A 14,571-nucleotide genomic window follows, 5' to 3' on the forward strand; every position below is an offset into this window, starting at 1 on the left:
AGCTCTGCGACGCACCTGGAATCGCACTGGACATTCGCTGTGAATCGCGCGACCCGACCCGGTACACGGCCGCTACTCGTTCTCGGCCGAGTCGGCCGCGGTCGGGGCGAGCGGCAACCTGACCCGGAAGGTGGCACCGCCACCCGGCGTCCCGAGCACCTCCACGCTGCCGTTGTGTGCCGTCACCAGCGCGGCCACGATGGCCAGCCCGAGACCCGTACCGGCGGCGCCGCCCGCCCGGCGGGTACGGGCCGCGTCGGCCCGGTAGAACCGTTCGAAGACACGTTCGGCCTGCTCCGCCGGGAGACCCGGACCGGTGTCGGCCACCTCGACCACGGCCAGGTTGCCGGCCTCGGTACGCAGCCGCAGGGTCACCGAGGCATCCGGTGGCGTGTGCGTCAGCGCGTTGGTCATCAGGTTGCCGAGCACCTGCCGCAGCCGTGCGTCGTCGGCGAGGACCACCAGGTCCCCGGCGCCGGGCATGGTCTCCAGCGTGATGTTCCGCTCCGGCGCGATCGCGTGCGCCGCCTGCACCGCCTCGGTCGCCAGCACCGGCAACTCCACCGGCCCGAGCACCAGCGGCCGTTCCCGGTCCAGCCGGGCGAGCAGCAGCAGGTCCTCGACCAGCAGCCCCATCCGGGCCGCCTCGTCCTCGATCCGGCGGACCAGTCGGGCGGTCTCCTCGGGCGAGCCGGCCGCGCCCTGCCGGTAGAGCTCCGCGAAGCCCCGGATGGTGGTCAGCGGCGTACGCAGCTCGTGCGAGGCGTCGGCGACGAACTGCCGCATCCGCTCCTCGGAACGGCGGGCCCGAGCCTCGGATGCCTGGGCGGCGAACGCCGCGTCCCGTGCCCCCAACTCGGCGTTGCGGGCGGCGGTCTCGGACGCGGCCCGAGCGGTGAACGCCGCCTCGATCTGGGTGAGCATCGCGTTCAGCGCACGGGAGAGCCGGCCCAGTTCGGTCTTTGGCTCCGCCGCCCCCGGCTCGGGGTCCGGCACCCGCCGGGTCAGGTCCCCGTCGGCGATCGCCGCCGCCGTCTGCTCAATCTTGATCAACGGTCGGAGGCTGGTCCGGACGATCGCCGCGCCCAACGAGGCGAGCAGGATCAGCACCGCGCCGCCGACCAGCAGGTCGATCCAGATGAGCTGCTTCACCGCCTGGTCGACGTCGGTGAGGTGCTGCCCCACCGCGGCCATCTGGCCACGGGGCAACTGGGTGTAGAGCATCCGCCAGCGCACCGTGCCGTCGTGCGCCTTGACCGTGAACGGATCACCCTGCAACTTCGCGAAGCCGTCCGGGTCCGACGGCCACGGCGGCAGGTCCGCCGGGCTGAACCGGTCCGTGTCGTACCGCAGGTCGGGCCGCTGGGGATCGTTGGTGGTGAGCACCACGATGTAGTCGGCCAGCGGCAGCGAGATCGTGCCGCCGCCCGGCGAGGCGGAGAGCGACTGGAGGCTGTGCACCGACGTACGCAACTCCGCGTCGACCTGGCTGACCAGGTAGCTGCGCAGGAAGAAGGTGGTCATCACACTGATCACGAGCAGTGCGGCGGCAACCAGGGCGAGCACTGCGGTGACCAGCTTGAACCGCAGCGGAGTGCTCCGCAGCCGGCCCTTCAGCGACGAGACCGGACTGGTCACGCCGCGGGCTTACGCAGCACGTAGCCGACGCCCCGCAGGGTGTGGATCAGCCGAGGCTGACTGGTGTCGACCTTGCGCCGCAGGTAGGAGATGTACGACTCGACGATGTTGTCGTCACCACGGAAGTCGTAGTTCCAGACGTGGTCGAGGATCTGCGCCTTGGAGAGCACCCGGTTCGCGTTGAGCATCAGGTAACGCAGCAGCTTGAACTCGGTCGGCGAGAGCTGCACCCGCTGTCCGGCCCGGTGCACCTCGTGCGTCTCCTCGTCCAGCTCCAGGTCGGCGAAGCTGAGCCGGGAGGGCGCCTGCTCCCCGGTCGCCGTACGCCGCAGCACCGCCCGGATCCGGGCGGTCAACTCCTCCAGGCTGAACGGCTTGGTGACGTAGTCGTCCCCGCCGAGGGTCAGCCCACGGATCTTGTCGTCGGTGGCGTCCCGCGCGGTCAGGAACACCACCGGAGTACGCGTACCGCTCTCCCGCATCAGCCGGATGACCTCGAAACCGTCCAGGTCGGGCAGCATGACGTCGAGCACGACCAGGTCGGGGCGGCGGTCCTTGGCGGCGGTGACGGCGGCGCTGCCGCTCGTCGCCGTGGCCACGTCGAATCCGGCGAAACGCAGGCTGGCGGAGAGCAACTCCAGGATGTTGGGGTCGTCTTCTACGACGAGTAGTCGTGCCTCGGTCTGCGCAGCCATGACCACATCATCCGCCGCCCCCCTGCGCGCGGGCTGGAGGTAGCCTGAAAACTGCCTGGGAACAGCTCGGAGTCCGCTGGGAGAAACGACGGCCCCGCAGACGTCCCGATCGCCTCAGCGCAACAGCCGCCGCAGCCCGTCGAGCGCACCGTCCAGGATCCGGATCAGCGTACGCAGTTGAGTTTCGGTGAGCCCACGGTTGTGCACCAGCGCACGTACCTCGGCGGTGAAGTCGGTGAGCCGACGGTCGAACTCCGCCCCGAGATCCGCGTCGGGCGGCGGCGGGACGGGGCGGGCGGCGGCCGGAACCGTCCAGCCGCCGTACCGGGTCTCCCGGGTGGCCGCGCGCAGCTCCCGCTTCAGGTCCCGCACCGAGCCGCGTACCTCGGTCTGGATCTCCCCGGCCAGGCTGGACAGATCCGCCACCGAGGCACGGATGTCCGATTCGAGATCGGCCAGCTCACCGTCGCGCTGGCCCAGCTCGGTCCGGCCGGCGTCGGTGATCTCGTACACCTTGCGCCCGCCGGCCGCGGTGTGGGTGACCAGACCCTCGACCTCCAGCCGCTGCAACCGGGGGTAGATCGTGCCGGCGCTGGGCGCGTAGTGGCCGAGGAACCGGTTCTCCAGCAGCCGGATCAGCTCGTAGCCGTGCTTCGGCCCGTCGGCGAGCAGCTTGAGCAGGTAGAGCCGGAGCCGTCCGTGGCTGAACACCCCGGTCATGCCGCCCCCCGCCGGTCGTCGTCGGCGAACCCGTCGTCCGCCAGCCCGTCGTCCGCGGCGAACTCGTCGTCCGCGTCCACCGTCCGGGCCAGCAGGGCGATGCTGCCCGAGGTGGAGTTCGCCCAGAGTTTGCCCTCACCTGCGCCGAGCACCCCGTGACTGTCCTTCGACCAGCTCGCCCCGCCCGTGTTGAGCTGCGGGAACGCGCTCGTGATCCGGCCGGAGGTGGTGTGCAGGTGCACCGCCAGATCGCTGTCCGCCCGCACCCGTACGGTGACGCTGCCGGAGGTGGTGCTGAGCCGGATTTCACTGCGCCGGGGATTGTCGAGGTCGCAGGTGATCGCGCCGGAGATGGTGGTGGCCCGCACCCGGGTCGCGGAACCGTCCGCGAGCACCAGTTCCCCGGAGACCGTCTCCATGGTCAGTTCTCCGGCGACCCCGAGCGCCTCGACCGGGCCGGAAACCACCTTGGCGCTGGTCCGCCCGGCCAGCCCCATCAGCGTGACCTGCCCGGAGGTGACGTCGACGCGGGTGCTCTCCCGCAGACCGGACACGATCACGGAGCCGTCGACCAGCCGCAGGTCGGCGAGGACGTGCGCCGGCACCGCGATCGACACGTCGACCCGGTACCGCCGGCCGAACCACCAGAGGAGGCGGTGCCAGTTCCGGGTCCAGTCCTGCCGTACGGAGAGCCGGCCGTCGCGGTGTTCCACGGTGATCACCGGCCGGGAGCTGGCCCTGGTGATCTCCACCCGGGCGGGCCCGTCGGCGGCGACCACGTTGAGCCGCCCTCCGATCAGGCTGACCTCCAACCGGGTGACCGGTTCGTCGAGCGTGAGCCGCTGTGGCTCCTCCACCGTCCAACTCCCCATCCCACCCACCCAACCCCATACGCCCCAACCACCCAACCCCCCAACCCTAACGCGATACATCGCGACACACCACCCCCTCCCCTCCCCCCTCCCCTCCTCCCCTCCCCCCTCCCCTCCTCCCATCCCTCCTCCCACCCCTCCTCCCACCCCTCCTCCCACCCCTCCTCCCACCCCGACTTCGTTGATCTAGGGCAAACACGTGCTAGTTGATCACTAGCCACCACCGTTTGCCCTAGATCGCGAACGCGAGGCGAACAGCGGGGTGCGGGGCGGGGGGGGCGGGCGCAGCGGGGGCGGGCGTAGGGGCGGGGCGTAGGGGCGGGGGCGGCGTGTGGAGGGGGTGGGAGGAGGGCGGAGGGGGTGGGTTATGCGGCTAGAGAGAGGTTGGTGAGCGGGGTGGGGGTGGTGGTGAGGGCAGCGGGCGGTTGGTGATGGATGTGGGTGTGGGGGCCGGCGAAGCGGACGGCGGATTCGGCTGCCTGGGCGAGGCGGCGGCGGGAGGCCGACTGCTCCGGGTGCAGTGCCGGTGCGGCGGTGACCGTGACACAGAGCCCGCGTACGGCGACGACCCGCTGCAACGACACCCAGAGGCTGTCCTCGCCGAGGAAGGCGGCGGCGGTCGTACCGTCGCGCCCCGGACCGGTGCGGTAGCCGATGGTCAGCGGCACCACCGGCGCCCCGGCGTCGATCGCCGCCTGGAACATCGCCGGCCGGAACCGTCCCCCCGCCGGGCAGTCGCCCGCCACGCGGGGCTTGCCGCACCAGGTCGTACCCTCCGGGAAGACCGCGACCACCCGGTCCGCCCGCAGCGCCTCGGCCACCTTGGCCACCGTCTGCGGCAGCGCCCGGGGCCGGGTCCGGTTGACGAAGATGGTGCCGCCCGAGGCGGCCAGCGAACCGATCAGCGGCCACTGGCGCACCTCCTGCTTGGCCAGCATCTGGGCCGGCGAGACGGCGAGCGTGGCCATGATGTCCAGCCAGGAGATGTGGTTCGCGGCGAGCAGCGCCCGCCGCCGGGGCAGCCGGCCCCGTACGTGCAGGGTCACGCCCAGCGAGCCCAGCACCAGCCGGGCCCACCAGCGCCCGGCGGCCTGCCGTCCGGCCGGGGGCAGCACCGGCAGCGCCGGGACCAGCAGTGCCCCGAACAGCAGCGCGCCGAACAGGGCGGTCATCCGGCCGGCCCGCCGCAGCCGGGAGACCGTGGGGGTCTCGTCGGGGCCGGGCAGGCAGTGCGGCCCGCAGGCCGAACGGGGCTGCCAGAGCTGGTTCATCCTTCTTCTCCGAGTCCGAGGAAGTGCCGCCGGTAGCGGGGGTGCATCCGATCCATCGAGAGCAGTACGTAGAGGTCGGCGACCCGGAAGTCGGGGTCGTACGCGGGCTCGCCGCAGACCCAGGCGCCGAGCCGCAGGTAGCCCTTGAGCAGGGCGGGCATGGCGGCCGGCGGGCTGTCGGCCCGGTCGGCGCGGGCGGCGAGCGCCGCCACCGCTGCGGGTTCGGCCAGCCAGGGCCGGTGCGGGCGGACCCGCAGCGGTGGCGGGGCCAGGTTCCGGGCGGCGACCTGCTGCCACACCGCGACCGCGTTCGCGCCCCCGTCGTCCAGTGGCAGTGAGGCGCAGCCGCCCAGCCAGCGCAGCCCGCGCAGGTGCAGGTAGCGGGCGATGCCGGCCCACATCAGGTTGATCACCGCGCCGGTGCGGTGGTCCGGGTGCACGCAGGATCGCCCGATCTCCACCAGTTCGTCGCGGAGCGGGGCGAACGCGGACAGGTCAAACTCGCCCTCGGCGTACCGCCGGCCGGCGCGGGCGGCCCGGTCCGGCGGCAGCATCCGGTACGTCCCGACGACCGCGCCGGTGCTGTCGTCCCGGACGAGCAGGTGGTCGCAGTGCGCGTCGAACTCGTCGGTGTCGAGTCCCTGGACGTCCGAGTGGAGGTTGGCGCCGAGTTCCTCGGCGAAGACGTCGTGGCGCAGCCGCTGCGCGGCGGCCACCTGGGCCGCCTCGTCGGCGATCAGCAGGGTGTAACCGCTGGTCCCGGTGGGTGCGGGAGCGGTAAGCAGAACAGCCATGGGGTATGTGTAAGGTCACTGGCTACCGTCGGCGTGTCGCGCACCGGATGCGTGGGTGTCGATCGGATGAACGGCCCTGTTCAGGCCGGACGGCCCGGGGCGTCGTCCGGGTGCCGGACCGACTCGCGGCGGTCAGCACCGGCCCGACCTCCGCCGACCGGGCGACGTCAGAGGGCTGAACGCCAGGTGAACAAGACTTTCACGCTGTGAATCGCGACACGGGCCGGATGCGGCCATGCCGGCCGATAGCGTACGGCGTAGCCTGGACACTGATTTCTGACCCCGGCCCAGGGCGGCGGCCAGAACCTTGCGTGAACCGCAGAACCCGCGTGAAAGAGGCGATCACTGGCCGTGTCGACCCAGCAGACTTCGCAGGACAACCCACTGGCGGGTTTCGGCCCGAACGAGTGGGTCGTCGAGGAGATGTACCAGCGTTACCTCGCCGACCCCACCAGCGTCGATTCAGCCTGGCACGACTTCTTTGCCGACTACCGACCGGCAACCGACACGGCTTCGGCCGGGGCTGACGGCAACGGGTCGGGCCCGAAAACAGTAGCAGCGGCGAACCCGGCACCGGGGGTGAAGAAGGAAGCGGCCAGCCCGCCCCCACCGGCCCGCCCGGCGACCGCAGCCGGTGCCGAGCCGAAGGCCGGTGCCGAGCCGAAGTCGGCCGCACCGAAGCCGGCTGCGGCGCAGTCGGCCGACGGCGCGCCGAAGGCCGGTGCTCCGGCCGCTGCCGCCCAGGCCAAGCCGAAGGCCGCGCCGGCCCAGCCGCCGGCCGCCGGCAGGTCCACCACCGCGTTGCGCGGTGTCGCGGCGAAGATCGTGCAGAACATGGACGCGTCGCTGTCGGTGCCGACCGCGACCAGCGTCCGCGCGGTCCCGGCCAAGCTGCTGGTGGACAACCGAATCGTGATCAACAATCACCTGGCGCGGGGTCGGGGTGGCAAGGTCAGCTTCACCCACCTGATCGGGTGGGCCCTGGTCCGGGCGCTGGCCGAGCACCCGGAGATGAACAACTCGTACACCGAGGTGGACGGCAAGCCGGTGATGGTCCGGCCGGAGCACGTCAACCTCGGCATCGCGATCGACCTGGCCAAGCCCGACGGTTCCCGCAACCTCGTGGTGCCGTCGATCAAGGCGTGCGAGCAGATGGACTTCCGTCAGTTCTGGCAGGCCTACGAGGACGTGGTCCGGCGTGCCCGGCGCAACGAGCTGACCATGGAGGACTACGGCGGCACGACGATCTCGCTGACCAACCCGGGCGGGATCGGCACCGTGCACTCGCAGCCCCGGTTGATGGTCGGGCAGGGCACGATCATCGGGGTCGGCGCGATGGAGTACCCGGCGCCGTACCAGGGCATGTCCGAGGAGACCCTGGCCGACCTCGCCGTCAGCAAGATCATCACGCTGACCAGCACGTACGACCACCGGATCATCCAGGGCGCCCAGTCCGGCGAGTTCCTGAAGATCATGCACGAGCTGATCCTCGGTGAGCGCGGCTTCTTCGACGAGATCTTCACCTCGCTGCGGATCCCGTACGAGCCGGTGCGCTGGATGCGCGACGTCGCGGTGACCTCCGAGGGGCAGATCGACAAGACCGCCCGGGTCATCGAGGTCATCCACGCGTACCGGGTGCGCGGTCACCTGATGGCCGACACCGACCCGCTCGAATTCAAGATCCGCAAGCACCCGGACCTGGACGTGCTCCAGCACGGCCTGACCCTCTGGGACCTGGACCGCTACTTCCCGGTCGGCGGCTTCAACGGCAAGCAGAAGATGAAGCTCCGCGAGGTTCTCGGGGTGCTGCGCGACTCCTACTGCCGCCGCGTCGGCGTGGAGTACATGCACATCCAGGACCCGGAGGAGCGGCGCTGGATCCAGGACCGGATCGAGCGCAAATACGAAAAGCCGTCGGCGGACGAGCAGAAGCACGTCCTCAACCGGCTCAACGCGGCCGAGGCGTTCGAGACCTTCCTCCAGACCAAGTACGTCGGCCAGAAGCGCTTCTCGCTGGAGGGCGGCGAGTCGCTGATCCCGCTGCTCGGCGAGGTGCTGGAGGCGGCGGCCGAGGGCTCACTGGACGAGGTCGTGATCGGCATGGCCCACCGGGGTCGGCTGAACGTGCTCGCCAACATAGTCGGCAAGCCGTACGAGAAGATCTTCTCCGAGTTCGAGGGTCACCTCGACCCGCGCTCGACCCAGGGCTCGGGTGACGTGAAATACCACCTCGGCCAGGCCGGCAAGTTCAGTACGCCGGACGGCGAGCACGCGATCAAGGTGTCGGTGACCGCCAATCCGTCGCACCTGGAGGCGGTCGACCCGGTGCTGGAGGGCATCGTCCGGGCCAAGCAGGACCGGATCGACCTGCGCCTGGAGGGCTACACCGTGCTGCCGGTGGCGGTGCACGGCGACGCCGCCTTCGCCGGTCAGGGCGTGGTGGCCGAGACGCTCAACCTCTCCCAGCTGCGCGGCTACCGCACCGGTGGCACCGTGCACGTGGTGGTCAACAACCAGGTCGGCTTCACCACCGCCCCGGAATACTCCCGCTCCAGCCTCTACAGCACCGACGTCGCCCGGATGATCCAGGCGCCGATCTTCCACGTCAACGGGGACGACCCGGAGGCCGTGGTCCGGGTCGGCCGGCTGGCGTTCGAGTACCGCCAGGCGTTCAACAAGGACGTCGTGATCGACCTGGTCTGCTACCGGCGGCGCGGCCACAACGAGGGCGACGACCCCTCGATGTCCAATCCGCAGATGTACCAGATCATCGATTCGAAGCGGTCGGTCCGCAAGCTCTACACCGAGGAGCTGATCGGGCGCGGGGACATCACCGTCGAGGACGCCGAGGAGTTGCTGCGCGACTTCCAGGCCCAGCTCGAACGGGTCTTCAAGGCCACCCGTGACGCCGCGACGCCGGGCCGGCAGCCGGCCCGCCCGCGCCGCCAGTCCGAGCCGGAGCCGCAGGTAGCGACCGCGATCAGCGCGGACGTGGTGCACGCCATCGGTACGGCGCACACCACGCTGCCCGAGGGCTTCACCCCGCACAAGCGGATCCAGCAGTTGCTCGACCGGCGGGCGAAGATGGCCACCGACGGCAACATCGACTGGGGCTTCGGCGAGATCATCGCGTTCGGTTCGCTGCTGCACGACGGGGTGACCGTCCGGCTCGCCGGCCAGGACTCGCGCCGGGGCACGTTCGTCCAGCGGCACGCGGTCGTGGTCGACTCCAAGACCGGCCGGGAGCACCTGCCGCTCTCCGCGCTGACCAACGACCGGTCCCGGTTCTTCGTGCACGACTCGCTGCTCAGCGAGTACGCCGCGATGGGCTTCGAGTACGGCTACTCGGTGGAGAACACCGAGGCGCTGGTGCTCTGGGAGGCGCAGTTCGGTGACTTCGCCAACGGCGCCCAGTCGGTGGTGGACGAGTTCATCTCCTCCAGCGAGGTGAAGTGGGGCCAGCAGTCGGCGGTGACGCTGCTGCTGCCGCACGGCCACGAGGGTCAGGGACCGGACCACACCTCCGGGCGGCCGGAGCGCTTCCTGCAGATGTGCGCCGAGGACAACATGCGGGTGGCGATCCCGACCACCCCGGCGAACCACTTCCACCTGCTGCGCCGTCAGGCGCTGTCGGAGAAGCGCAAGCCGCTGGTGGTCTTCACGCCGAAGTCGCTGCTGCGGCACAAGCTCTGTGTCTCCAGTGTCGAGGACTTCACCACCGGGAGTTTCCAGCCGGTGCTCGGCGACCGGACCATCGCCGAGCCGGAGTCGGTCAAGCGGGTGCTGCTCTGCACCGGCAAGATCTACTACGACCTGCTCCAGGCCCGTGACGAGCGCAAGATCACCGACACCGCGATCGTCCGGATGGAGCAGCTCTACCCGCTGCCGGTGGAGGAGATCAAGGCGGCCCTGGCCGAATACCCGAACGCCGAGGACTTCGCCTGGGTCCAGGAGGAGCCGGCCAACCAGGGTGCCTGGTCGTTCGTGGCGCTCAACCTGCTGGAGCACCTGGAGGGCGTACGGCTTCGGCGGATCTCCCGCCCGGCCGCCGCCGCCCCCGCCGTGGGTTCGGCCAAGATGCACGAGGTCGAGCAGACCGCACTGATCGAGGCGGCACTGCCCCGCCCCTGATCGCCGTACCGCCGCAGTTGTCGTGAGACCGGGGCGGATCGAGGTTCACTCCTCGGTCCGCCCCGGCGTCTGAAGGGACCAGCATGTACTTCACCGACCGGGGCATCGAGGAGTTGGTCGAGCGCCGGGGCGACGAGAGCGTCACCCTGGAGTGGCTCGGCGAGCGCCTGCGTGACTTCGTCGACCTCAACCCCGAGTTCGAAACCCCGATCGAACGTTTCGCCACCTGGCTGGCCCGCCTCGACGACGAGGACGACGAGTAGGGCCAACCGTCGCCGGATCGACGTCCGCCGGACCGGACCGGCGGGCTGCCCGATCTTGTAGGTTGAGGGCGTGGCACGCAGTGTCTATATCGCCGGGCTGGGGCACGGCGGCGGCAAGTCGACGATCGCACTCGGGCTGGCCGAACTCCTCTCCCGGCAGGTCGAGCGGATCGGCGTGTTCCGGCCGCTGGTCGGCGGCACCGACGAGGACGCGATCCTGGCCCTGCTGCGCGACCGGTACCGGATCGACACCCCGGCCGACGACCTCTACGGCACCACCTACGCCGAGGCGTCCGCCCTGGTCGCCGACGGACAACGGGAAGAACTGATCTCCCGGATCGTGGAGCGCTACCGGACGGTCGAGCGGGGCTGTCCGGCGGTGGTCGTGGTCGGCAGCGACTTCGACGACGCGGTCGAGGCCGGCACCGGTGGGCTCTCCCGCGAACTCGCCTTCAACGCCCGGCTGGCGACCGAGTTCGGCAGCGTGGTGGTTCCGGTCGTGGACGGGTTCGGCCAGGAGCCGGAGACGATCGCGGCGGCGGCACGCAGCGCCTACCACGACCTTGAGGACCTGGGTACGACCGTACTGGCGGTGGTGGCCAACCGGGTGCCGGGGCCGATGAGACTGCCGGAACTGCCGGTGCCGGCGTACGCGATTCCCGAGGTGCCGGCCGTGTCGGCACCGACGGTGGCCGAGGTGGCGGCGGCGCTCGGCGCCACCCTGCTCTCCGGTGACCGGGCCGCGCTCGACCGGGACGTGCTCGACTTCGTGGTCGGGGCGGCGCACGTGCCGACCCTGCTCGACCACCTGACCGACGGCGCCCTGATGATCACCCCGGGCGACCGGGCGGACCTGCTGGTGGCCGCCGCCGCGGCACACGTCGCCGGTCAGGTCTCGGTCGCCGGGCTGGTACTCACCCTCGGCGAGCAACCCGACCCTCGGGTGATGCGGCTGGTGGAACGGCTGCGCACCGGCCTGGCGGTGCTCTCGGTGCCCGGCGACAGTTACCACACGGTGGCCGCCTCCAGTCGGATCGAGGGCCGGCCGAGCGCCGCCCACCCACGCAAGGTCGAGGCCGCGCTCGGCGCCTTCGAGGCCGCAGTCGACACCCCGGAGTTGGCCCGGCGGCTGCGGGTCGCCCGGTCCGCGCGGGTCACCCCGCTGATGTTCGAGTACGACCTGATCGACCGGGCCCGCGCCGCCCGCCGCCGGTTGGTGCTGCCGGAGGGGACCGACGAGCGGATCCTGCGGGCGACCGAGATCCTGCTCCGCCGCCGGGTGGCCGACCTGACCCTGCTCGGTGATCCGGGCGAGATCCGCCGCAAGGCCCGCGAGCTGGGTGTTGACATCGAGCAGGCGGACCTGGTCGACCCGGTCGCCAGCCCGTGGCGGGACGAGTTCGCCGCCGAGTACGCCCGGCTGCGCGCCCACCGGGGCGCCACCCTGGACCTGGCGCAGGACGTGGTGGCCAGTCCCAACTACTTCGGCACCATGATGGTGCACCTCGGCCACGCCGACGGCATGGTCTCCGGTGCCACCCACACCACCGCCGCCACCATCCGCCCCGCCTTCGAGATCATCCGTACCGTGCCGGACGTGTCGGTGGCGTCGAGCGTCTTCTTCATGCTGCTCAGTGACCGGGTACTGGTCTACGGCGACTGCGCGGTCAACCCGGATCCGGACGCCGCCCAGCTCGCCGACATCGCGCTCTCCTCGGCCGACACCGCCGCCCGGTTCGGTGTCGAGCCCCGGCTGGCGATGCTGTCGTACTCGACCGGGGCGTCCGGGGCCGGTGCCGACGTGGAGAAGGTGGCCGCTGCCACCGAACTGGTCCGGGCCCGCCGGCCGGACCTGCTGGTCGAGGGACCGATTCAGTACGACGCCGCGATCGACCCGGCCGTCGCGGCGGCCAAACTGCCCGGCAGTACGGTCGCCGGCCGAGCCACGGTCTTCGTCTTCCCCGACCTGAACACCGGTAACAACACGTACAAGGCGGTGCAGCGCTCGGCCGGGGCGGTGGCGGTCGGCCCGGTGATGCAGGGGCTGCGCCGCCCGGTCAACGACCTGTCCCGGGGGGCGACGGTGAAGGACATCGTGAACACGGTCGCGATCACCGCGATCCAAGCTGCGGCGACCGGTGCGTCGGACGGCCACCGGCCCACCCTCTCCCGACCGCTACGCGACCGGCCCGACCGCCCGGACGGGGTGGTGTCATGAGCCGGATCCTGGTGCTGAACTGCGGTTCGTCGTCGCTGAAGTACCGCCTCTACGACGGTGTCGACGTCGGTACCGACACACCGGTGGCCGGCGGTGTCGACTCGTCCGTGGCCGGCGGCGACGGCGGGCCGGCGGTGCTCGCGCAGGGTGTGGTCGAGCGGATCGGCGAGCCCGGCGGCGGGCCGGCGAACCACGAGAGTGCGATCCGGGGGGTGCTGGACCGGATCGACCTGACCGGACTGACCGGGGTCGGGCACCGGGTGGTGCACGGTGGGCAGCGGTTCGCCGAGCCGACCCTGGTCGACGACGAGGTGTTCGGGGCGATCACCGATCTGGTGCCGCTCGCCCCGCTGCACAATCCGGCGAACCTGACCGGGATCGCGGTGACCCGGCAACTGCTGCCCGGCGTACCGCAGGTCGCGGTCTTCGACACCGCGTTCCATCGCACCATGCCCGAGGCCGCCGCCGTGTACGCCATCGACACGCAGACCGCGCATCGGTACGGCATCCGCCGTTACGGCTTCCACGGCACCTCGCACGCGTACGTCTCCCGGCGTACGGCGGCGCTGCTCGGGCGGCCGTACGAGCAGGTCAACACGATCACGCTGCATCTGGGCAACGGGGCGAGCGCGTGTGCGGTCGCCGGTGGCCGGAGCGTCGCCACCTCGATGGGGATGTCGCCGCTGGCGGGCCTGGTGATGGGGACCCGCAGTGGTGACCTGGATCCGACGGTCGTCTTCCAGCTCCGGCGGGTGGCCGGGATGTCGGTGGACGAGATCGACGACCTGCTCAACCACCGAGGTGGGCTGCTCGGGCTGACCGGCGCGAACGACATGCGCGAGGTGTTGCGTCGCCGGGCCGCCGGTGACCCGGCCGCTGAGCTGGCGTTCCAGGTCTACTGCCAGCGGATCAGGTTCTACGTGGGCGGGTATTTCGCCCTGCTCGGCCGGCTCGACGCGGTCACCTTCACCGCCGGTGTCGGTGAGCACGCCGCACCCGTTCGCGCCACCGCCCTGACCGACCTGTCCGGCCTCGGTATCACCGTCGATCCGACCCGCAACAACACCGACACCCCCACCGACCGCCTGATCTCGTCCCCCGATTCCCCCGTGGCCGTAGCCGTCATAGCCACCAACGAGGAATTCGAGATCGCCCACCAAACCGCCACCCTGCTCACCCGCCAACCCTCCGGTTGATCATGAAGTTGGCGCGCCCGGCACCGACGTGTCGTCGCGCCAACTTCATGATCAACTAGGTCAGGAGAGGGCGAGCCAGGCGAGGAGGGCGATGACGACCGCTGCGGCGATGACGGCGCCGACGATCAACGGGAGGTTCGCCGACGGTTTGGCGGCGGCGGGCGGTGGTGGTTCGGCGGACGGGTGCGCGAAGGCACGGAACGCCTCGGTGTTGCCACTGGGGTCCTGGTAACTGTCAGGCATGCCGATGACCATAGCGAACGGCCCGCAAGGGGCCGTCGTGTCCCGCCCGCCGCGCACGGGCGGCTTTCCCCCCGCGCGACCCGTCCGGGGCCTTACCGGCCACCGAGGCGGCCGCCAACACCGACCGGCTGGCCGCCGTACCACAGCCGGACGGGTGGCCGCGTAACGCACAGCGCACGCTTACGGTCATTGTGGTGCGCGGAAACGACCGTGAACCGGGTCCTTCATCCTGCCCGGTCGGAGCCGCACACCGGTCACGGGCGGGCGGTCGCCGCCCCGGGGCGAGTGCACCGCCCCGCCGAGTGCCGGAGAGAGAACGTACGCGGTCGGCGTGCGTACGCTCACCTCCGGCGGCGCGGTACCGCCCGCCCGTACCGCACTCATTCCCGGTCGCACTCATTCCCGGTCGCGCGGTACCGCCCGTACCCGCGGCGCACGTCGCGGGGGGGGGGGGGGGGAGGGGGGGGGGGGGGGGGGGGGGGGGGGGGGGGGGGGGGGGGGGGGGGGGGGGGGGGGGGGGGGGGGGAGGA

General features: G+C 71.4%; 10 protein-coding genes and 1 pseudogene. 4 read left to right on the forward strand and 7 right to left on the reverse strand.

Going from position 1 to position 14,571, the window contains the following annotated elements:
- Positions 1 to 72 precede the first annotated feature (72 nt).
- The 6 genes from ACZ6QQ_RS33905 to ACZ6QQ_RS33930 all read right to left on the reverse strand — a co-directional run bounded on the left by ACZ6QQ_RS33905 (position 73) and on the right by ACZ6QQ_RS33930 (position 5,990).
- Positions 73 to 1,638 carry a sensor histidine kinase gene (locus tag ACZ6QQ_RS33905; protein ID WP_465881879.1) on the reverse strand — a complete coding sequence of 522 codons (1,566 nt, stop codon included), beginning with the start codon at positions 1,636 to 1,638 and terminating at the stop codon, positions 73 to 75.
- On the reverse strand, positions 1,635 to 2,333 hold the full coding sequence (locus ACZ6QQ_RS33910) for a response regulator transcription factor (protein ID WP_326562744.1): 699 nt from the start codon (positions 2,331 to 2,333) through the stop codon (positions 1,635 to 1,637). The genes ACZ6QQ_RS33905 and ACZ6QQ_RS33910 overlap by 4 nt, the downstream gene beginning before the upstream one ends.
- Before the next feature lie 114 nt (positions 2,334 to 2,447).
- The gene (locus ACZ6QQ_RS33915; protein ID WP_465881881.1) at positions 2,448 to 3,053 is read right to left on the reverse strand and encodes a PadR family transcriptional regulator; all 606 of its coding nucleotides are present in this window, start codon (positions 3,051 to 3,053) and stop codon (positions 2,448 to 2,450) included.
- Positions 3,050 to 3,910, reverse strand: a complete 861-nt coding sequence (locus tag ACZ6QQ_RS33920; protein WP_465881883.1) for a DUF4097 family beta strand repeat-containing protein — start codon at positions 3,908 to 3,910, stop codon at positions 3,050 to 3,052. Before ACZ6QQ_RS33920 ends, ACZ6QQ_RS33915 begins: the two co-directional genes overlap by 4 nt.
- A 380-nt stretch (positions 3,911 to 4,290) precedes the next feature.
- Positions 4,291 to 5,196, reverse strand: a complete 906-nt coding sequence (locus tag ACZ6QQ_RS33925; protein ID WP_465881884.1) for a lysophospholipid acyltransferase family protein — start codon at positions 5,194 to 5,196, stop codon at positions 4,291 to 4,293.
- Positions 5,193 to 5,990 (reverse strand): GNAT family N-acetyltransferase, encoded by a 798-nt coding sequence (locus ACZ6QQ_RS33930; protein WP_465881885.1) that lies wholly within the window; start codon positions 5,988 to 5,990, stop codon positions 5,193 to 5,195. The genes ACZ6QQ_RS33925 and ACZ6QQ_RS33930 overlap by 4 nt, the downstream gene beginning before the upstream one ends.
- Positions 5,991 to 6,341: 351 nt before the next feature.
- Between ACZ6QQ_RS33930 and ACZ6QQ_RS33935 the strand changes: the two genes are divergently transcribed.
- The 4 genes and pseudogenes from ACZ6QQ_RS33935 to ACZ6QQ_RS33950 all read left to right on the forward strand — a co-directional run bounded on the left by ACZ6QQ_RS33935 (position 6,342) and on the right by ACZ6QQ_RS33950 (position 13,798).
- Positions 6,342 to 10,121: a multifunctional oxoglutarate decarboxylase/oxoglutarate dehydrogenase thiamine pyrophosphate-binding subunit/dihydrolipoyllysine-residue succinyltransferase subunit gene (locus ACZ6QQ_RS33935; protein WP_465881886.1), complete on the forward strand. Its 3,780-nt coding sequence runs from the start codon at positions 6,342 to 6,344 to the stop codon at positions 10,119 to 10,121.
- A gap of 83 nt (positions 10,122 to 10,204) precedes the next feature.
- Positions 10,205 to 10,384 carry a DUF6104 family protein gene (locus ACZ6QQ_RS33940; RefSeq protein WP_121156858.1) on the forward strand — a complete coding sequence of 60 codons (180 nt, stop codon included), beginning with the start codon at positions 10,205 to 10,207 and terminating at the stop codon, positions 10,382 to 10,384.
- 70 nt (positions 10,385 to 10,454) lie between these two features.
- Positions 10,455 to 12,524 (forward strand): annotated as a pseudogene (pta, locus tag ACZ6QQ_RS33945) (phosphate acetyltransferase); the annotation flags it as partial.
- Between the two features lie 74 nt (positions 12,525 to 12,598).
- The gene (locus ACZ6QQ_RS33950; RefSeq protein WP_465881888.1) at positions 12,599 to 13,798 is read left to right on the forward strand and encodes an acetate/propionate family kinase; all 1,200 of its coding nucleotides are present in this window, start codon (positions 12,599 to 12,601) and stop codon (positions 13,796 to 13,798) included.
- Between the two features lie 60 nt (positions 13,799 to 13,858).
- On the opposite strand, the gene ACZ6QQ_RS33955 is transcribed toward ACZ6QQ_RS33950, so the two are convergent.
- Positions 13,859 to 14,041: a hypothetical protein gene (locus ACZ6QQ_RS33955; RefSeq protein ID WP_465881889.1), complete on the reverse strand. Its 183-nt coding sequence runs from the start codon at positions 14,039 to 14,041 to the stop codon at positions 13,859 to 13,861.
- Between the last annotated feature and the right edge of the window lie 530 nt (positions 14,042 to 14,571).

The organism is Micromonospora sp. NPDC049529 (genome assembly GCF_055586685.1).